This is a genomic window from Thalassotalea sp. 1_MG-2023, from assembly GCF_030546745.1.
In the GTDB taxonomy this organism is placed as follows: Bacteria; Pseudomonadota; Gammaproteobacteria; order Enterobacterales; family Alteromonadaceae; genus Thalassotalea_C.
The window spans coordinates 211,834-231,866 of sequence record NZ_JAUOPD010000006.1; the positions used below are offsets into that span (position 1 = coordinate 211,834).

Annotated in this window: 22 protein-coding genes and 1 tRNA gene; 15 read left to right on the forward strand and 8 right to left on the reverse strand. The window is 38.0% G+C overall.

From position 1 onward, the window contains the following. Window positions 1-89: 89 nt before the first annotated feature. From Q4489_RS07280 to rlmM, 4 genes are read left to right on the forward strand one after another with little or no spacing between them, the layout of a single operon-like run. Window positions 90-998: a transcriptional regulator GcvA gene (locus tag Q4489_RS07280; RefSeq protein ID WP_303478489.1), complete on the forward strand. Its 909-nt coding sequence runs from the start codon at window positions 90-92 to the stop codon at window positions 996-998. Then, window positions 985-1,635 (forward strand): alpha/beta family hydrolase, encoded by a 651-nt coding sequence (locus tag Q4489_RS07285; RefSeq protein ID WP_303478490.1) that lies wholly within the window; start codon window positions 985-987, stop codon window positions 1,633-1,635. The genes Q4489_RS07280 and Q4489_RS07285 overlap by 14 nt, the downstream gene beginning before the upstream one ends. Next, window positions 1,622-1,993, forward strand: a complete 372-nt coding sequence (locus Q4489_RS07290) for a DUF423 domain-containing protein (protein ID WP_303478491.1) — start codon at window positions 1,622-1,624, stop codon at window positions 1,991-1,993. The genes Q4489_RS07285 and Q4489_RS07290 overlap by 14 nt, the downstream gene beginning before the upstream one ends. A 1-nt stretch (window position 1,994) precedes the next feature. After that, entirely contained in the window at window positions 1,995-3,071 is a 1,077-nt protein-coding gene (gene rlmM, locus Q4489_RS07295; RefSeq protein ID WP_303478492.1) for a 23S rRNA (cytidine(2498)-2'-O)-methyltransferase RlmM, read from the forward strand. A gap of 77 nt (window positions 3,072-3,148) precedes the next feature. Here the strand turns inward: rlmM and Q4489_RS07300 are convergent, their stop codons facing one another. The 6 genes from Q4489_RS07300 to queF all read right to left on the reverse strand — a co-directional run bounded on the left by Q4489_RS07300 (window position 3,149) and on the right by queF (window position 9,805). Beyond that, entirely contained in the window at window positions 3,149-4,156 is a 1,008-nt protein-coding gene (locus Q4489_RS07300) for an isocitrate dehydrogenase (protein WP_303478494.1), read from the reverse strand. A gap of 269 nt (window positions 4,157-4,425) precedes the next feature. Continuing rightward, window positions 4,426-4,866, reverse strand: coding sequence for a DUF3192 domain-containing protein (locus Q4489_RS07305; protein WP_303478496.1), 441 nt, complete (start codon window positions 4,864-4,866; stop codon window positions 4,426-4,428). Window positions 4,867-4,989: 123 nt separating this feature from the next. After that, window positions 4,990-5,805, reverse strand: coding sequence for a flap endonuclease Xni (gene xni, locus Q4489_RS07310; protein ID WP_303478498.1), 816 nt, complete (start codon window positions 5,803-5,805; stop codon window positions 4,990-4,992). Next, on the reverse strand, window positions 5,806-7,155 hold the full coding sequence (gene ppnN, locus Q4489_RS07315; protein ID WP_303478499.1) for a nucleotide 5'-monophosphate nucleosidase PpnN: 1,350 nt from the start codon (window positions 7,153-7,155) through the stop codon (window positions 5,806-5,808). A 17-nt stretch (window positions 7,156-7,172) separates the two neighbouring features. Continuing rightward, window positions 7,173-8,762 (reverse strand): GGDEF domain-containing protein, encoded by a 1,590-nt coding sequence (locus Q4489_RS07320; protein WP_303478513.1) that lies wholly within the window; start codon window positions 8,760-8,762, stop codon window positions 7,173-7,175. Window positions 8,763-8,962: 200 nt separating this feature from the next. Further along, window positions 8,963-9,805, reverse strand: coding sequence for an NADPH-dependent 7-cyano-7-deazaguanine reductase QueF (gene queF / locus Q4489_RS07325; RefSeq protein WP_303478515.1), 843 nt, complete (start codon window positions 9,803-9,805; stop codon window positions 8,963-8,965). A 63-nt stretch (window positions 9,806-9,868) separates the two neighbouring features. Here queF and syd point away from each other — a divergent pair, with 63 nt between their 5' ends. Further along, window positions 9,869-10,441, forward strand: a complete 573-nt coding sequence (gene syd / locus Q4489_RS07330) for a SecY-interacting protein (RefSeq protein WP_303478516.1) — start codon at window positions 9,869-9,871, stop codon at window positions 10,439-10,441. Window positions 10,442-10,471: 30 nt separating this feature from the next. Here the strand turns inward: syd and Q4489_RS07335 are convergent, their stop codons facing one another. Further along, entirely contained in the window at window positions 10,472-10,801 is a 330-nt protein-coding gene (locus Q4489_RS07335) for a hypothetical protein (protein ID WP_303478517.1), read from the reverse strand. A gap of 166 nt (window positions 10,802-10,967) precedes the next feature. On the opposite strand from Q4489_RS07335, the gene Q4489_RS07340 reads away from it, so the two are divergent. Further along, window positions 10,968-11,348 (forward strand): DUF3192 domain-containing protein, encoded by a 381-nt coding sequence (locus Q4489_RS07340; protein ID WP_303478519.1) that lies wholly within the window; start codon window positions 10,968-10,970, stop codon window positions 11,346-11,348. A 54-nt stretch (window positions 11,349-11,402) separates the two neighbouring features. On the opposite strand, the gene yhbY is transcribed toward Q4489_RS07340, so the two are convergent. After that, window positions 11,403-11,699, reverse strand: coding sequence for a ribosome assembly RNA-binding protein YhbY (gene yhbY, locus Q4489_RS07345; RefSeq protein ID WP_286272428.1), 297 nt, complete (start codon window positions 11,697-11,699; stop codon window positions 11,403-11,405). 121 nt (window positions 11,700-11,820) lie between these two features. Between yhbY and rlmE the strand changes: the two genes are divergently transcribed. The 9 genes from rlmE (at window position 11,821) to Q4489_RS07390 (ending at window position 19,915) form a co-directional block, all read left to right on the forward strand. Continuing rightward, window positions 11,821-12,450: a 23S rRNA (uridine(2552)-2'-O)-methyltransferase RlmE gene (gene rlmE, locus Q4489_RS07350; RefSeq protein WP_303478522.1), complete on the forward strand. Its 630-nt coding sequence runs from the start codon at window positions 11,821-11,823 to the stop codon at window positions 12,448-12,450. A gap of 73 nt (window positions 12,451-12,523) precedes the next feature. Further along, the gene (ftsH, locus tag Q4489_RS07355; RefSeq protein WP_303478524.1) at window positions 12,524-14,455 is read left to right on the forward strand and encodes an ATP-dependent zinc metalloprotease FtsH; all 1,932 of its coding nucleotides are present in this window, start codon (window positions 12,524-12,526) and stop codon (window positions 14,453-14,455) included. Window positions 14,456-14,585: 130 nt separating this feature from the next. Then, window positions 14,586-15,368, forward strand: a complete 783-nt coding sequence (gene folP, locus Q4489_RS07360) for a dihydropteroate synthase (protein WP_303478550.1) — start codon at window positions 14,586-14,588, stop codon at window positions 15,366-15,368. 35 nt (window positions 15,369-15,403) lie between these two features. Then, complete coding sequence (gene glmM / locus Q4489_RS07365; protein WP_303478527.1) at window positions 15,404-16,741, forward strand: phosphoglucosamine mutase; 1,338 nt, start codon at window positions 15,404-15,406, stop codon at window positions 16,739-16,741. Between the two features lie 100 nt (window positions 16,742-16,841). Then, entirely contained in the window at window positions 16,842-17,603 is a 762-nt protein-coding gene (tpiA, locus tag Q4489_RS07370) for a triose-phosphate isomerase (RefSeq protein ID WP_303478529.1), read from the forward strand. A 14-nt stretch (window positions 17,604-17,617) separates the two neighbouring features. Beyond that, window positions 17,618-17,998: a preprotein translocase subunit SecG gene (gene secG, locus Q4489_RS07375; protein WP_303478552.1), complete on the forward strand. Its 381-nt coding sequence runs from the start codon at window positions 17,618-17,620 to the stop codon at window positions 17,996-17,998. A gap of 9 nt (window positions 17,999-18,007) precedes the next feature. Continuing rightward, a tRNA-Leu gene (locus Q4489_RS07380) sits at window positions 18,008-18,092 on the forward strand. Window positions 18,093-18,542: 450 nt separating this feature from the next. Beyond that, window positions 18,543-19,316: a DUF4760 domain-containing protein gene (locus tag Q4489_RS07385; protein WP_303478531.1), complete on the forward strand. Its 774-nt coding sequence runs from the start codon at window positions 18,543-18,545 to the stop codon at window positions 19,314-19,316. Window positions 19,317-19,399: 83 nt separating this feature from the next. Next, complete coding sequence (locus Q4489_RS07390; RefSeq protein ID WP_303478534.1) at window positions 19,400-19,915, forward strand: ClbS/DfsB family four-helix bundle protein; 516 nt, start codon at window positions 19,400-19,402, stop codon at window positions 19,913-19,915. Window positions 19,916-20,033 lie beyond the last annotated feature (118 nt).

A 20,033-nucleotide genomic window follows, 5' to 3' on the forward strand; every position in this document is an offset into this window, starting at 1 on the left:
AGAAAAACTAATGATAAAATGTTTTTTGATATCAGTAGAGTATTTATTCAAAAAACGATCATTTTTATTTATTTAAATAGTGAGAGTTAATGGCTACAAGAATCCCGCCGCTCAATGCCTTAAGGGCCTTTGAAGCATCAGCTAGGCAGTTGAGTTTTACTCGGGCTGCTGAGGAATTATTCGTTACTCAGGCTGCGATTAGTCATCAAATAAAATCTCTAGAGGAGCATCTTGGATTAAAACTTTTTATGCGAAAAAATCGTGCTTTGCTATTAACAGAGGAAGGGCAAGCATATTATCAAGACATAAAAGATGTGTTTACTTCTCTGCAAGATGCAACAGAACGGTTACTCGTTAGGGGCGCTAAAGGAGCGATTACGGTTAGTTTACAACCAAGCTTCGCCATTCAATGGTTAGTTCCAAGACTAAACACGTTTAATTTACTCAATACTGATATAGATGTACGTATAAAAGCGGTAGACCAACCTGATGGCTTATTAACAGAAGATGTTGATGTGGCAATTTATTACGGAAGAGGCCGGTGGCCAGGCGTTCATGCTGATAAATTGCACACGGAATATTTAATACCTGTTTGTTCACCATTGCTACTTGATGGGCCAAAACCATTGAGTACTATTCAAGATCTTACTAATCACACTTTATTGCATGATACCTCAAGGCGAGATTGGAAACGCTGGTTCAAAGAAGCCGGGATAAGAGGGACTAATGTTAATCATGGCCCCATTTTTAGCCATTCAGCCATGGTTGTGCAAGGGGCTGTACATGGTCAGGGTATCGCTTTAGCTCAACGTATTTTAGCGCAGCCCGAGTTAGATGCAGGTCGACTTGTGATACCAGTTGAACATAGCTTGATCAGTAAAAATGCATTTTATTTAGTGTGTCGAGAGCACCAATTAGAGTTAGGCAAAATAGCTGCCTTTAGGGATTGGGTACTTGAAACTGTAGCCGAAGAAGAAGAGTTAGATGAAGAGTTTTAATTATAATGAAAGTTTAGTAGAACAGCCTATAGCGCATTTTCTATTTGCTCATGGTGCTGGTGCTGATATGAATTCAACGTTTATGGAAAATATGACTACTGCGTTAAATAAACGAAATATTAGTGTCACACGTTTTAATTTTCATTATATGGATAAACGCTTATCTGACGGTAAAAAATATCCTCCAGATAGAATGCCCAAATTGTTGGAGAGGTTTGCGGAGGCTATCAGCACACTTCACATTACAGCACCCTTATTTTTGCTGGGTAAATCGATGGGATCACGTGTTGCGGCAACGCTGACGAATGAATTAATAGAAAACCCTAAAGGTAATCCTGAAATACGAGGAGTAATTTGCCTTGGCTACCCGTTTCATCCTATTAATAAAATTGAACAATTACGATTAGAGCCGTTAATAAATAATCATTATTCAATTCTTATTTTACAAGGTGATCGAGATAAACTTGGCAACAAAGAAGAAGTATTAAGCTATGAGTTACCGGAAAATATCACTACGATATTTTTGCCTGATGGTGATCACGATTTAAAGCCAAGGGTAAAGTCAGGGTATACACATGAACAAAATCTACAGTCTGCTGTAGACCACATTGAGAGGTTCGTTTATGAAAATAGATAAAGCGCGTAAATTATTTATCGTGTTTGTTAGCCTTAGTGGTGCTTATTCTGTATTATTCGGCGCTTGGTTGTCACATCAGGGCGATTTACTGCCAACGTTAAAGATTGCGCATTTTTATCAGTTTTTGCATACTATCGCGCTATTGGCTGTTTGTTTTTTCTGGCAATCTACACAACCGAAAGCGGCTTTTTTGACTGCAACATTATTATCACTTGGTATGTTGCTTTTTAGTGGAAGCTTATACGTGAAAGTGTTGTTTGCCTGTGAATTAATAGGCAAACTAACACCATTCGGTGGCATTTTATTATCATTGGCATGGTTGTCAGTGCTCATTCACCTTAATATTCGAAAACATTAATATGACTGCAATTGTGCTTTATTGTCGACCAGGCTTTGAAAAAGAGTGTGGCGCTGAGATCCAAGAGAAAGCTGCTTGGAATGAAATTTATGGTTATCTTCAATTAAAGAAAAACCAAGGTATTGTATATTTTCATCTTAATAATGCTGATGAAGGTGAAATACTCATTGCTAAACTCCCTTTGAAGCGTCTAATCTTTGCTCGGCAGTGGTTTGTGTCATTAACCGATACTATCGAATTGCCTGAGTATAACCGAGTAGAAGCAATAATTGAGCATTTGGGTCAAGAATGGCAATACGCTGACCTTAGGATGGAAACACCTGATACCAACGATGGAAAAGCACTATCTAAATTTTGTAGAAAGCTTGGTGTACCTCTAAGACAAGGGCTAAGATCTAAAAAAATGTTGGCTCCAAAAGGTCAACATGATGGGGCAGTCTTACATGCATTATTTTTTAGTGGCAGTGAAGTGATCCTTGGTTATTCACTTGGCACAAACACTTCACCACATTTAATGGGAATACCTAGGTTAAAGTTTCCATCTCAAGCCCCAAGCCGCTCTACACTTAAACTTGACGAAGCTTTTTTATACTTCATTCCAAAAGATGAATGGCCTACGCGGTTAACGTCTGGTATGAATGCCGTTGATTTAGGCGCTGCTCCGGGAGGCTGGACCTATCAACTTGTTCGACGCGGTATGATGGTAACGTCAATAGATAATGGGCCGATGGCGGAATCTTTGATGGATACTGGTCAAGTCAAACATCGAATGATTGACGGCTTTAAATATACACCCGCTAAACAAAATGTTTATTGGCTCGTCTGTGACATGATAGAAAAACCGCAACGAGTAGCTAAATTAATGGCTGAATGGTTATTACGCGGCGACTGCAAAGAAGCAATGTTTAATTTAAAGTTACCCATGAAAGGGCGATATCAGCAAGTACAGGATGACTTACAGCTAATAAAAGATATGCTTTCTGAGCATCAAGTAAAATATGAGCTTTACGCAAAGCATTTATACTACGATCGTGAAGAAATAACGGTGCATGCGAGATTACTTTCACCGCCACCGTAAACATAATAAAAGGATCAAAAAAAAGGGGTCAGGTACAATAAGTAATTGTACCTGACCCCTTTTTTATGGTTTGTTTCTTATAGTCGCTCTAACAAGGCATCGGTGAAATCTGTTGTACCATGAGTACCACCTAAATCACGAGTTGTACGATCACCTGTTTCAATAACTTCAGTGATAGCTTTGCGGATAGCTTCTGCTTTATCGCTCATTTCTAGGTATTCTAGCATTTGAATTGCTGCCAAAATAACAGATGTTGGGTTTGCTAGGTTTTTACCTGCTATATCTGGAGCACTGCCGTGTACAGCTTCAAAAATAGCGCAATCTTTACCAATGTTAGCGCCAGGAGCCATACCTAAACCGCCTACAAGGCCAGCACATAAATCAGATAAAATATCACCAAACAGGTTTGTTGTAACAATTACGTCGAACTGTTCAGGGTTCATCACAAGTTGCATACAACAGTTATCAACAATCATTTCAGTTGATTCAATATCAGGATAGCGTTCGCCAACTTCACGGGCTACTTTTAAAAATAAACCTGAAGTTGATTTTAAGATATTGGCTTTATGAACGGCAGTAACTTTTTTACGACCTTCTTTTCGTGCGGTTTCATAAGCAAATTCAACAATGCGCTCTGCACCTTCGCGCGTGATCAAACTCATTGCTTCTGCCTGTGCGCCATCTTCAGAGACTGTTTGGCCTAAGCCAGAATACATGCCTTCAGTATTTTCACGGATGGTAATAATATCAATGTCTTCGTAACGAGCTTTTGTGCCTTTAAAAGACAGAACCGGGCGCACATTTGCGTATAATTGAAATTGTTTTCTTAATGTTACGTTAATCGAAGTGAAACCTTCACCTACAGGTGTAGTCAGAGGGCCTTTTAAACTGATTTTGTTTTTCTTGATTAATGCTAATGTTTCTTCTGGAACAAGTTCGCCATGTTTTTCTAACGCGACTAAGCCTGCGTCAGCGTATTCATAGTTAAAATCACAGCCTGCTTTGTCTAAAACTTTGATGGTTGCATCGATAATATCTGGGCCAATACCGTCGCCTGGAATGACTGTGATGGTTTGTTTAGCCATGTGTTTATCCTTTAAAAAATTAAAATTGTTTTTTCAAAGTGAAATTTACCTTAGCACTTTGAAAGTGTGCAGGTTTATACCACGCTTACTTAATGTAAGCTACTCTGAAACCTTTCAGTGTGGCTTTATTAATAAACTATTGTGTAGCTAAGTTTAGTATAAAAATGACAGGTTATAGGATGTGCATGACTTAACAATAAGACATTAGTCGCAACATGCACGAATAAAATTAGTAACAGGTTTATTGAATGGAAATGCTAACGATGAACTTAATTAGAGTTAGGGAACGAAACTTCTGATAATTCATCAAGTGGAATTCCATATTCTTTGATCACACTATCAAGACCTTTATATCTGTCGGCTTTAGCGATTTCTGTCAATTTATTATCAACAAAAACTAGATATGAACATTCATCTTGAGTGGTAATACCGTCTGATTTCACATGTTGTGTGCGGTAAAACAATACCTGGAAGTTTTGATCATTAGCTTGTTTTGCTTCGGTAATGTCAGGACTACCAAGCTTTTCTATTGCTTGTTCGAAGGTAAACTCGCCCAATCTAAGTTTACTAATAAATTGGCGATTGTAGGCTTCTCGATCTTCCCATTGCATATTTGCTGGGCTATCGTCATAAAAGTTTACAACTAATAGCACAAAAACCCCATAAGCAGCTAACGCTAGAAAAATTCTGAAAATGATCTTTTTATTCATTTGATAATTGATAAATCGTGTGTGATTTTATTTTTATATAGGATAACGATAAGTCGCTTTTATTGAAAGAGCTTAACGAGCAAATCTATCACAAAATAGGTAAATAACGATGATAAAACTAATTTATCCATCTGTGATGGTTAAAGGGAGACGAATATCCTTTAAATTAAATCCTAAGGGAATATCCTGTTTTAATTGTAATAGTTTTTTAGCCAACGTGATATCGTCATGATGCGCTGTTAATTTATCGCGTATGCTCGCTTTAATTTCATTGCTATTTAAAATAGCCTGTAACGAACCATGTTGATTAAGTAAGCCGGCCGCGGTTACTTGCCCAATCCCCGGCACGCCAGGGATTTTATTGGTGTTATCTCCGGTAAGCGTCCACAAATCCATTAATTGACCTGGGGCTACATTAAACTTTTCACGTACGTATGGTTCGTCAAGCGAGCGTCGATTAAAGTAGTCGTAGACATGAATATGATTACTTAATAACGATAAAAAACACTTGTCTGTTGAAATAATAGTGACTTTTTGTCCTCTCAAAGCCACTTTAATCGCTAGGGTGGCAATTAAATCGTCAGCCTCATCTGATTCTGATATTAAAGAATCAACATGTTGTTGTAAGAAGGCATCTTGTATTTGCGGTAGGGTATCAGCAAGATGCTGCGGCATTTTTTTTCTGCCTACTTTATAGTCTGGGTAAAGCTGGTAACGCCAACCAGGTGAATGGCTGTCAAAAACAGCTAATGCATGAGTTGGCGAGGTTTGTTCGATAATGTTACTAAGCGCTGTAGCACATGCTTGTTTAGTGTTATGTAACACTTGTTGCTTGGTGTTTTCAGCAAGCTCATTATTGAGTAAAAATGGGCGCTCTTGCACCGCATAAATTCGTCTAATTAGATTCATTGCATCAATAAGTACAACATTGACTGACATTTAGGCTTTTCCAACTACGTTGTAACAAGGCGTATATGTGCTTCCTGGTAATTTCATTCGTTGCTGTTCCACGAAAGAATTTAGTAAATTGTCCATTAGTGTCATAATTTCGTTGTCACCGGTAACAGTAAAGGGGCCGTGTTTACGGATTTCTTTAATCCCTTCTGATTTTACATTACCTGAAACAATGCCGGAAAATACGCGGCGTAAGTTTGCAGCTAAACTAGCAACATCCATATCATAGCTAATTTGTGTTTTTTCCATGTTTTCATGTGTTGGAATAAATGGTTGCTGGAAATCTTGTTCGATCACTAAAGACCAATTAAAGTGGTAAGCGTCGCCTGTTTGTTTGCGATAGGTTAGCACGTCTTGTAGGCCAACTTTCATTTTTTTTGCGACAAGTTCCGCATCATCTACAATAATTTCATATAGTTTTTGAGCTTCTTCGCCTAACGTTGCGGCAATAAACTTATCTATTTGTTCAAAGTACTCACTACTTGCAGCAGGCCCTGTTAAAATAATTGGCAGCTTTTGCGCTCGATTTTTTGGATTGAGTAAAATCCCTAAAATATATAGTAATTCTTCAGCTGTGCCTGCACCACCAGGAAAAATAATGATGCCATGAGACATTCGTACAAAGGCTTCTAAACGTTTTTCAATATCAGGCATGATAACAAGTTCAGAAACCATAGGGTTAGGGGGCTCTGCTGCGATGATACTTGGTTCTGTAAGGCCAATATAGCGTCCGTTGTAATTTCGTTGTTTTGCATGGCCAATAGTGGCGCCTTTCATTGGGCCTTTCATTGCTCCAGGGCCGCAACCGGTGCAAATGTTAAACGCCCTTAGCCCTAATTGGTAGCCTACTTCTTTTGTGTACTGATATTCAATATCGTTAATCGAGTGGCCGCCCCAACAAGTCACCAAGTTTGGTTCGCTATCGGGTAAAATGGCATTGGCATTTCGTAATATATCGAAAGTGGTATGTGTGATGTTAGCGCCATCAGTTACATGGTGATCGTAGCGGGTATTGGTGAATAAAATATCTCGAAGTACCGCTGATAAATGCTCTTGAATACCACGAATAATTTTACCGTCAACAAATGCATGCTTAGGCGGGTTTTCTAACGCGAGTTTAACGCCACGTTCTCTTCTTAGCACTTGAATATTGAAATCTTGATATTGTTGATATATCACTTCTGCATCATCGGTATGACTACCCGAATTAAGTACTGCCAGTGAACAGTTTCGATACAGTTGATGTAAGTTACTGGAGGCAGATTGCTGTAATTTACCTACTTCTATTGGCGAAAGTAGGTTCATGTTTCCTAAAGGGTTAAATTGTACATGCATTGGCGACTCCTTAACTGCTAATCAATATAGATGACTTGGTTTTTTCCTTTTTCTTTGGCTTCATATAAAGCTTTATCTGCTCGTTCAAAGGCTATGTGAACATTGTCATCTTGTTTTATGTGCGTAACGCCTATCGACATACTCATATTTACTTTATCATTTCTGAACTTAAAAGGTAGTTTAGCAATCGTTTTCCGCAATAAATTTAAGGTGTGAATAAGGTTATCTTTTTTAATGTCATTGAAAACAAATACAAACTCTTCACCACCGTAGCGGGCAACAAAGGCATGTTTATCTAAATGTTTTTTCAGCGTACCGGCAATAACTTGTAATGTTTTGTCACCTGCGGTGTGCCCATAGGTGTCATTAATTTTTTTAAAGTTATCTAAATCGGCAACAACAATCGCTAAAGGTTTATTATTATGCTGACAGCGAGCAATCTCTTTATGGAAGTGCTCATCAAAAGCTGCGCGGTTGTATAGTTTAGTTAAAGCATCTTCTAAACTTTTAGCTTGTTGTTCTTTAATTTGCTTTTCAAAGGCGCGACTTTGTTTTTCAAGCTGTTGAACTTTTTCCGACATGCTTTCAAGCTGTTCAGTAAATCTTTGTTGTTGATTTTTTTCATATGCTGTTTTTCTTTCAAGCGTAGAAGCAATAACTTGTAACTTGGTGTTTATTTCAACCTTGATATCAACTAACGAATTAGCTTTGTCTAATTCTTCTGACATTTCACTAAGTTGGTTTTGCATGCGTTCATTCAATTTTTGAAGTTTCACGCTTGATTCTTTATGAGTATCAATGGTTGTAGTAACAGCGTTTTGTACGGTGGCTAACGTATCACTTAGCGTAGAAAGGAAAACTTTTGCGGTATTTCGTTCACGGATTAAATCTTGACTGATCACATCAAAAGTCGCTAAGAAAGTATCGAACAACTGATCACTTGGCATGTTGTCGGAAAGCTGTGAACGGATGCGATTTAATTGCTCTTGGAATTTTTTCGATATGCTAATTTTATTGAGAAATTCATTAAACTTTTGTACAACTATTTTATTGCTAATTTGACTATCAAGTGACTTACTCGCAGGTTTGTTCAGCAAGCCATTTGCTGAGTTTGCAATATTACCTTGTTTCAGCGCTGCTTGATAAAATAGAACAAGTTCACTTAACAAGGGGATATACTGCGATAATGCATCTTTGCTGTTTTCGTTGTCTTTAAGCAATGCGCGAAGTTGCCGGCGTAAATGTTCAGGTAAACCGTTTACTTTTTGTAGTGATTGACCCGCAGACTGAAAGGTGTCTTGCAACTGGCGAATTTCCACATCAGCTTTTGCTGAATAATGATATAACAAGGTAGATGATTCATTGATCAGCTTTTCTATATCATTAATAGATGCAGAGTTAGTAAAAAGCTGACGCAATTTGGCTAGTTTATTATCAAGCGATACGTCGACTCCTTTAGCGACTTTACTGAGCTTAATAATGAACTCAGAAAGCAAGGCAGATTGATGCTTTAAGTCACTTTCTACACTTGCTCTAGCGGTTATTGCTGAATCAAGTTTACGTTTCAGTACTAAAAGCTCTTTATCGACAGCTGTGTTACCCGTCATGGATATGTTACGTCCTTTTGATAGAAAATTTCACCCTTGCGGTAAAATCAAATATATTTCGATGATCCATATATTATAAGAACAACAGAATATAAGAATATAGTTCGCATTATTAATAATATACGCAAGTTTTAAAATTGTCAGTATGGAAATGCGACTATTATCAGATTAGTCATGATTTACATCCAATAACGGATATTTTATTGCCGTAACGTTCTAGTTTTTGGAGCAATGCTTTCGTGGGTTGAGCGAAATGGGTTGATATCTAACCCTCCTCGTCTTGTGTACCTAGCATAAACAGACAACGCTTCTGGTTGGCAAATGGTCATTAAATCGCAAAAAATTCGTTCTACACACTGTTCATGAAACTCATTATGCTCTCTAAAAGAAATGATATATTTTAACAATGCCGAGTGGCTTATCTTCTTTCCTTTATAGCTAATGAATAATGATGCCCAGTCAGGTTGGTTGGTGATTAAACAATTTGATTTAAGAAGATGTGAAACTAACACTTCGCTTACCACAATGTCACTTTCAGTATTTAATAGTGCGGAAGACAATTGGTAATCATGCATTTCAATATCTAATTCATCCAAACACTTTGCATTTGGTGTGTTAATTTCAAGGGCAGGGCACTTGTCAACAGGGTATAGAATTACATTAGCTTCGGTGCCACAAACCGCTGATAAGTCATTTTTCATTGCTGTAATAACATCTTGTTCACTTGAAAATGTGGTTTGGTTAAAGCTGTTAAGATACAGTTTAAATGATTTTGATTCGATGATATTTTCACTCGTACAAGGAAAGCTAAATTCTGCCACTTTTACAATCGGCTTTCCTTTTGCGTTGAGCCATGACACTTCGTAGCCATACCAAACATCTTCGCCCATAAAGGGTAAAGCATTCTCATCAAGTGATAATGAATCTCTGTTTAAACGCCTTGGTACGCCTTGCAGTAAATCAGCATTATATTGGTTAGGGTATTCAGTGCTCTTGCCTAACGTTAGCTTTTCAAGTTCGTTGGCGTTTTTATATTGGCTCATAGAAATATTATCAAGTAAGATCAGTTTGCATATTAGCTTGTATTGTAAAGAAAGTAGAGATAGATGGAAACGAAACAATTGCCAAATTTAAACGAATTAATACTTCACTTTGGACAGCAGTATCTAAGTGAATTCAAAAGTAAACTTGGACATTATCCTGTTGTTGAAGCCGATGAAGAATGGCCTTCACCGTGTGAGTTAACGCCATTTAACGAACAGTTGATAACTTGGCAGCCGATAAAAATTAAAGGTAGCTTAAACTTCGACAATGTTGAATCGGCACTTTCTATTACGCTTCATCCGAGCATCAAAACGTATTTTACAACGCAATATAGTGAGAGCATTCCTGCTAATTGTGCTGAAGGAAACCTGCAACTACTCTTTGCATGGAGCGAAAAAGATTTTGAGCGATTACAGCAAAATATGATCGGGCATATTTTGATGAAACAAAAGCTAAAACAACCTATCACGTTATTTTTCGCATTAACCGATAAAGAAGATATTATTTTGACGGTTGATAACGAATCTGGCGAAGTGTGGGTAGAAAAAGTAGGGGCTAAACCTCACAAAAAAGTCGCTGATAGTCTTGCTTCTTTTATTCCCTTGTTATCTCCAGATATCTATTTAGAAGAATAAATAGATATCACACTTTACCCTTTCATCTTTTTATTTGTTCAGTTGGCTTTTTAGTTGTTGTATTTCTTTTTTTAGCGCTGATATTTCTTCTTGTAGAGGAATTAATGCTTTGGTGATTGCCAATGATATCGTATTGGTAAGGTCATCTTTGTGTTTTGATGCGCTGTCTTGGTTGATTGTCGAACGGGGCTGAATAAAATTGGGATCATGTTGCCAGGTTTTCAAAACCGATATAATCGTTGGTAACGGAACCGGTTGTGTGAGTTTGGTTTTAATACGGGCTACGGTTGGTTTAATCCCTTGATTAGCGAGTGTATTAGCAGCGGTTAATATCTCATCATTGATGGTCATAATGCTCATTCAGCGTTGTTGAAAAAACAATATTTTAGCCAATTTTACTCATGAAGTCTTGTTGTAATCACAACCTTTTAGTGCAAAATTCAATTATTACATAAGGTTACAATTGTTGGTTTAACTTTTGCTATATCGTTGGCATTGACATAAACAATAAAAATGAGAGTTAACTATGAAAAAATCACTTATCGCATTACTTGTTGCTGCACCATTAACGTTTTCTTTAACAGGGTGTGTTGTTGCCGTTGGTGGCGATGATGATCATGCTTTTACTTCTGGCTTTACTGATCGTGAATATAATAATCGTAAAAAAATTGCACGTATTAATTTAGGCGCTAGCTATGGTGATGTTTCTCGAGATTTAGGTGTTGCTGATTTTAATGAAAATTATCGAAAAGATGATAAAAACATTCAAGTGTTATTCTATCGCACAAATCGCGTTCATAAAGATGATTTAACTACAAAAGATGAATGTACTTATCTTTATTTTGTTAATGGGGAATTAAAAGAAACAGGTCAAGGTGGTGACTTTTCTCGAAATACAGGTTTCTAGTAAATAAAAATGCCGCTTAATATAAGCGGCATTTTTTATGTTTGCTTGTTGTATTTAAAGCTTAGGGATGTGGATTTTTTTCTCTTCACTTTGACGATATACAACTAACGTTTTGCCAATTAATTGCACTTTAACGGCATTTGTTTCTTTACAAATAGCATCAACGATTAATCCTTTTACTTCTCTATCATCCGTTGGAATTTTGACTTTAATCAATTCGTGATGATTTAGCGCGTAATCGATTTCTGCGATCACTGCTTCCGTTAAGCCATTACTACCTAAAAGTACTACAGGTTTTAACGAATGCGCTTTACCTTTTAAATACTGAATTTGTTTTTTATTTAAACTCATTAAAAATTTCGTTACATGTTAGCTTGAATTATCACTATTTTAACTCCATCTTGTTTGTAATACTAATAAAACCTGTTTTGTTTAGTGACATTCGCTAGCCAAAACCTAATCTATACTGGTTATGAGTAAAAAAAAATTATCAAACAGTAGTCAACGTTGGATGCAAGAGCATTTTGATGACGAATACGTAAAAAAAGCGCAAAAGCTTGGTTTGCGTTCACGCGCGGTGTTTAAAATTGAAGAAATTAACGATAAAGACAAGTTAATTAAATCAGGCATGAAAGTGGTAGACTTAGGTGCGGCGCCAGGTGGTTGGTCTGAATACGCAGTTAAAGCGGTAGGCGATACAGGCCAAGTTGTTGCTTGTGATATTTTATCGATGGATCCCATCGCCGGTGTTGACTTCTTACAGGGTGACTTTCGTGAAGACGCGGTACTTGATGCGCTATTAACGCGTATTGATGGAAAAAATATTGATGTTGTACTGTCAGATATGGCAGCAAATTTTACTGGGAACGATGCCGCTGATTCAGCAAGAAGTATGTATTTAGTAGAATTAGCACTAGATATGTGTAACCAAGTACTCAAGAAAAACGGTGCTTTTGTGGTTAAAGTGTTTCAAGGCGCTGGCTTTGATCAATTTATGCAAGAAGTAAAACAAATTTTTAAAGTGGTCAAGGTGAGGAAGCCGCAATCATCACGCGCAAGATCAAGAGAAGTATATCTTGTGGCGACAGGCTTTAAATTGTAGTAAATTATACAGAATTATTTAAGCACTACTTAAACGGATATAGTAGTGTTAATGAACTAAAGAGGTCATTAAGTTGAGCGATATGGCAAAAAATCTGATTTTATGGTTAGTAATAGCCGTGGTATTAATGTCGGTTTTCCAGAGTTTTACTCCGGGAAGCAGTAACGAACAAACAATGAATTACACGCGTTTCATACAAGATGTTCGTCAAGGACAAGTGCGTGAAGTTGTTGTTGATCGTAATGGTGTTATTAAAGGCACTAAGCGCAGTGGTGAACAGTTTACAGCTGTAATACCCGGTGGTTACGATCGTGACTTAATTAATGACCTTGTTAAGCAAGGCGTTACTGCATCTGGTGAAAAGCCAGAAGAAACAAGTTTCTTAACTTCAGTATTTATTTCTTGGTTCCCAATGATTTTGCTGATCGGTGTTTGGATTTTCTTCATGCGCCAAATGCAAGGCGGTGGTGGTAAAGGCGCAATGTCTTTTGGTAAATCAAAAGCGCGTTTATTAAGTGAAGATCAAATTAAAACAACTTTTGCTGATGTAGCTGGTTGTGATGAAGCAAAAGAAGAAGTTGCTGAACTAGTCGATTACTTAAAAGATCCATCGAAATTTCAAAAACTTGGTGGTCGTATTCCTTCTGGTGTATTGATGGTAGGTCAGCCTGGTACAGGTAAAACATTACTTGCTAAAGCCATTGCTGGTGAGGCAAAAGTTCCATTCTTTACTATTTCAGGTTCAGACTTTGTTGAAATGTTTGTTGGTGTAGGTGCTTCGCGTGTTCGTGATATGTTTGAACAAGCAAAAAAATCAGCGCCATGTATTATCTTCATCGATGAAATTGACGCAGTAGGTCGCCAACGTGGTGCAGGTTTAGGCGGTGGTCATGATGAACGTGAACAAACGTTAAACCAAATGCTAGTTGAAATGGACGGTTTTGAAGGTAATGAAGGCGTTATTGTTATTGCTGCTACAAACAGACCTGACGTACTTGACCCTGCATTATTACGTCCTGGTCGATTTGACCGTCAAGTAACGGTTGGTTTACCTGATATTCGTGGTCGTGAACAAATTCTTAAAGTACACATGCGCAAAGTGCCAATTGGTGATGACGTAAAAGCTTCAGTGATTGCACGTGGTACACCAGGCTTTTCAGGTGCTGATTTAGCTAACTTAGTTAATGAAGCTGCATTATTTGCAGCGCGCTCTTCACGTCGATTAGTGTCGATGGAAGAGTTCGAAAAAGCGAAAGATAAAATATTGATGGGTGCAGAGCGCAAATCAATGGTAATGAGCGAAGACGAAAAAGCTATGACGGCCTACCATGAAGCAGGGCACGCCATTGTTGGTCGCTTAGTACCAGAACATGACCCTGTTTATAAAGTAAGTATTATCCCTCGTGGTCGTGCGTTAGGTGTTACTATGTACTTACCAGAACAAGATCGCTTTAGTCATAGCAAACAACACTTAGAAAGTAATATTTCATCGCTATACGGTGGCCGTATTGCAGAAGAAATTATCTATGGTGCTGATAAAGTATCAACAGGTGCATCAAATGATATTGAACGTGCTACCAATTTAGCGCGTAAAATGGTAACTCAGTGGGGCTTATCTGAAAAGATGGGACCAATGTTGTTCGCTGAAGAAGAAGGTGAAGTATTCTTAGGAAGAACTTCAGCAAAATCGTTACATATGTCTGATGATACTGCGAAGTCTATCGATGGTGAAATCAAGCGTATCATCAATGATAACTATCAGCGAGCTGAACAGATCTTAAAAGACAACATGGACATATTGCATGCGATGAAAGATGCGCTAATGCATTATGAAACTATTGATGCTAATCAAATTGATGATTTAATGAATCGTCGTGAAGTTAGACCACCAGCAGACTTCCATGGTGATAACTCATCTGGCTCAGATAATCCACCTAAAGCCCCAACAGGTGATAAAAAGACCGAGCCTGATCTTAATAAGCCGAGTGACATACCCGCTAAATAAATATAGAAAGCCTCGATATTCGAGGCTTTCTTTTTTATAATATTCGTGTTTTCTAACGCTACGAGTACATGTTGTGAAACTACTTTCCCCTGGCAGCCCTTTATCATTAAATGTTGAAGATATCCAAGTAATGGGTATTTTAAATGTTACCCCTGATTCCTTCTCTGATGGTGGTAATTACACCGCCGTTGACAGCGCTATTTTACAAGCTAAACGAATGATAGATGACGGTGCATCAATTATTGATATAGGTGGTGAGTCTACACGTCCTGGTGCCGCTGAAGTTGCTATTGAAGATGAGTTGCAACGTACGATTCCAGTAATAGAGGCAATAAAAGCGCGTTTTGATACTGTTATTTCCATAGACACAAGTAAAGCTAGGGTGATGGCTGAAGCGATTTCCGCGGGTGCCGATTTAATTAATGATGTTAGAGCTTTACAAGAAGAAGGCTGTCTTGAAGTTGTGGCTAAATCAAAAGTACCTGTCTGTTTAATGCATATGCAAGGTCAGCCTCGTACCATGCAAACCCAACCGCAATATAATGATGTTGTTAACGATATTATGCAGTTTTTTACTCAACGTATTGAAACCTGTGAGCGTGCAGGTATTGCAAGGGATAGAATTATTCTAGACCCAGGTTTTGGTTTTGGGAAAACACTTGAACAAAACTATGATTTATTGGCAAACTTAGCGAAGTTTAAGCGACTTAATTTACCAATATTATCGGGTACTTCACGAAAGTCGATGATTGGTAATTTGCTAAATCGTGTTGTTTCACAAAGGCTTGCTGGCAGTTTAACCACCGCAATCTTAGCAGTAGAAGCAGGGGCTTCAATAATTAGAGTACATGATGTACAAGAAACAGTAGATTCAATAAAAATATTACAATATATGCACCAACAACAAGCTTAAGCTTGTTAATAAAAATTTAAAACAAGGATTTATTCATGTCTGAAAGAAAATACTTTGGTACTGATGGCGTAAGAGGCTTAGTAGGCAAATACCCAATCACCCCAGACTTTGTCATGAAATTAGGTTATGCAGCCGGTAAGGTGTTAGCAGCACAAGGCACGAAAAAAGTATTAATAGGTAAAGATACAAGGATCTCTGGTTATATGCTTGAATCAGCACTCGAGGCTGGCTTTTCCGCAGCAGGTGTTGATATAGGGTTGTTAGGCCCAATGCCAACTCCTGGCATCGCTTATTTAACAAAAACATTTCGCGCGGAAGCAGGTATTGTTATCAGCGCGTCACATAACCCTTTTTACGACAATGGTATTAAATTTTTCTCACAAGACGGACAAAAGCTACCTGACGAAGTGGAACTTGCTATTGAAGCTGAACTAGATAAAGAGATTACCTGTGTAGATTCAGCAGAGTTAGGTAAAGCAACGCGTATTGCTGATGCATCTGGTCGTTACATTGAGTTTTGCAAAAGTAATTTTCCGAGTCAGTATTCATTACAAAACCTGAAGATAGTGGTTGATTGTGCTCACGGCGCAACTTATCACATTGCACCTAATGTTTTCAGAGAACTCGGTGCAAATGTTGTTGAAATAGGCACAAAACCAAACGGTACGAACATCAATGATGAATGTGGTGCAACGTCAATGGCGGCCATTAGCGCTGCTGTTGTTGAGCATCAGGCTGATTTAGGCATTGCTTTAGATGGTGATGGTGATCGACTGATGATGGTTGATCATACCGGCTATGTGCTTGATGGCGATGAGTGCGTCTTTGTGATTGCTTGCAACGATTTGAAGTCAGGAAATATACGTGGTGGTGTTGTCGGTACGTTAATGAGTAATATGGGCTTAGAATTAGCGTTAGCTGACATGGGCGTACCTTTTGCTCGTAGTAATGTAGGTGATCGCTACGTAATGGAAATGCTCAAAGAAAATGGCTGGCAACTTGGCGCGGAAAATTCAGGTCATATTATCAATTTAAATCACACATCAACAGGTGATGGTATTATTGCTGCGCTTAATGTACTTACTGCTATGTGCGCGTCAAATAAAGCGTTATTTGAATTACGACAAGGCATGAAAAAGTTACCGCAAGTGCTAGTTAATGTAAGGTTCTCTGGCAATACAGATCCTTTAACTGAAGATAGTGTTGTAGCATCTGTGCATCAAGTAAATGAAACCTTGAAAGGTCGAGGTCGCGTATTACTGCGAAAGTCTGGTACAGAACCGCTTATTCGTGTGATGGTGGAAGGGCCGGATCATGCTGAAGTGACCTCTCTTGCGAATGAAATTGCTGATGCAGTAAAAAAAGCCTGTTAGACGGTTGAAATATGAGCAAATGAGCAAGATATTAAGTGAAAGACTTGTATCTTGCCCAGAGGTTAGTTAATATCTCGCCGCTTTGATTTAGGAAAGACTTATGAACAGATCAGTGATAGTTGCCGCGAATTGGAAAATGAACGGGAATTTAGCATTAATCAAAGAAATGACCTCTGCATTAGCGAATGTGTCACTTTCTTCTAATACCTGCGTGGTCGTTTGTCCTAGTTTTCCATATCTATCAGCGTTTGCACAAGCGCGAGTAGATAAAGCTCTTGATAAAAAAATAATGCTAGGTAGTCAAAACGCAAGTGAACACCAACAAGGTGCATTCACAGGCGAAGTGTCTAATAGTATGTTACAAGAGTTTGGCGTTAATTACGTGATCTTAGGTCACTCAGAACGCAGAAGTATTAATAAAGAAACAAGTACATTAGTTGCCCATAAAGTCCGTTCTGTGCTTGACGCTGGCATGACACCAATATTATGTATTGGCGAAAGTGAACAAGAACGAGAAACTGGTCAAACAAATGTAGTGCTAGCTGCACAACTACAGCCTGTTATTGATGAAATAGGTATAGAGAAATTTGCCGATGTTGTTATTGCTTACGAGCCTGTTTGGGCGATAGGTACAGGAAAAACAGCATCACCAGAACTGGCGCAAGAAACGCACCAGTATATTCGTCAGTTTATTGCGGATATAAATCAGCCTATCGCTGAAAAACTTTCAATTTTATATGGTGGTAGTGTTAACGCTGCCAATTGCCAGCAATTATTTGCACAGTCTGACATAGACGGTGGTTTAATTGGTGGTGCTAGCTTAAAAGTTGATGAATTTACTAAAATTTGTTCAACGGTATAAAGGATATAGTGATGTTGTATCAAGTATTAATTGTTGTCTATTTAATTGTTGCTATCTGCCTCATTGGCCTTGTTTTACTTCAACAAGGTAAAGGTGCAGATATGGGAGCATCGTTTGGTGCAGGCTCATCGGGTACCATTTTTGGTTCAAGTGGTTCTGGTAACTTTCTTACGCGTGCAACAACATGGTTAGCAATTGCTTTTTTCGCCATTAGCTTAGTGTTAGGTAACTTAACTGCTAATCGCGTTAAATCTGGTGACGAATGGAATGACTTAGCAGCGCCAGCAGAGCAAACGGCTATTGAATCAAGCGTTGAGCCAGCAGCTGATGCTAATGATGAAGTACCTACTGCGACTGAAGCTAAGAAAAACAACGATAGCGAAATACCAGATTAAACAGAATTTGCGGAAGTGGTGGAATTGGTAGACACGCCATCTTGAGGGGGTGGTGGCTTCGGCCGTGCGGGTTCAAGTCCCGCTTTCCGCACCAATACATGAATAAAGGGCTGTAGCGATGCAGCCCTTTTTTATTTGTCTAAATTCAATATGAGCGCAACCTTTCCGCAACCTTTACGCAACCTATTACATTAGTTGACAGTTAAATGGGTTAGGTATCAAGAAAAGTATTTGTTCGTTATTAGGTATTGATAAAAATTCTTATACTAGAGTAATTGAGTAAACATTTTTAGCCCTTGAAGTATTATTAAATGAACCCATATTTTACTTAACGATTAAGTTTTCTTAATATTGACCGATAAAGAGATCTAGAAGCTTGCTATTGCAAAATAAACGAGTATAGTTTCTAGCGCAATTAAGCATAATTATCACGTTGTGCTATACTTTCTAAGCGATATTTAAGGCGGCCAAGTTGCCTGCCAAGGTTAAAATAATGTTATACAGTGAAGGTCGCGGCGCCTAATAAGCCGAGCACTTTTTTGATATGGACATTGATAAAGTTAAAGAAAACTATTGGAAGTTTACTGATGAATACCGATCCGCATGGCGGTTTTTCAAAGCAGTTTTCTTCGTTACCATAGTTTTTTATGTCTATGCAAAATTAGATTCTATGTTTGCTATTTACGGTCAAATTAGACTAGTAGCAGGCTTTTTTGCACATCTAATAGAACAGCTTCCCTCTAAATATGTGTCTGCAGGAGCAATAATGCTTTCTGCCCTTGTGGCAATCTGCATGGGTGTTTATACCACAAACATGAACAGAAGGATTGCTCGAAAAAGGGCAACAGCAGACATCCTAACAACGATAGAAACAGATAAAGATATAATTGCCGCAGAAAATACATTCAAAACATTAAAAACACAAAAATTCGCACCTTTAATGGCTGCTGCTTATCAAGATGTTGCAGTTGATCCTATAAATGATCGCAAACGCGTTAGACTTGAGCTTCAAATAATTACTTTTTTGAATATGTATGAAAATTTATTCTTAGGCGTCATGATGGATGTTTATGATGAACTTTTGTTGTTTAAATATAAGAGAGGCGCTGTTTTAACGCATTGGAAAGAAGTGGAACCGCTAATTAAAGAATGGCGAGAAATCGATGAAAATCCGGCACTTTATGAAGTTTTTGAACGTTTTGCAAATGATTGGAATCAAAATAAATTTGTATGTAGAGGAAGGCCGTTCCCGTTTTATTACCAGCATGATTTAGACAATGTTATCGTTCAGCATGATAGCATTTTAATGAAACATTAAACTAACCTTCTTAAAAGATATACCTTTCCTTTCGCTTAATAATCGTTAACCTAGGACAATACCTTTTTATTTTACAAATACAAATGTCTTCAATTCCTCAGTCCAAACAAGCTTTGTTAAAGGCAATAAACACAGTGTTTTGCAAGCTAATGATAGATTACCGTTCTTTACCTGATGAAGTTACTCGCGTTAAGTCTATCGAAGGAAATACTAAAGGCAGTAAAGTGAGTGTTTGTGATACGGTTGCGTACTTAATTGGTTGGGGAAATTTAGTGCTTAAATGGTATCGATTGACTTCGAAAGATCAGCCAGTGGACTTTCCTGAAACCGGTTATAAGTGGAATCAATTAGGACAACTAGCAGAACACTTTCATCATCAATACAGTGAGTGGACATATTCACAATTACTTGCAGAGTTGGAACAAACAACTAGTAGCGTATTGTTATTAATTGACTCGCTAACCGATGAACAACTTTATCATATGCCGTGGTATGAAAAATGGACGTTAGGTAGGATGATTCAATTTAATACCTCGTCGCCAATGAAGCGAATTAGAACACAAATAAGACGGTTTAAGAAAATCAATGGTATTAATTAACTTAGTGAATTAATTGTAAAATCAAAAAATATTTTTCGTTACTAGAGCGTGTTGATCTTTCAAGTTTGTTTTTGCAGCAATTTGTTTGGTATTTATACAAGGCAGAGCTTGTGCCGTG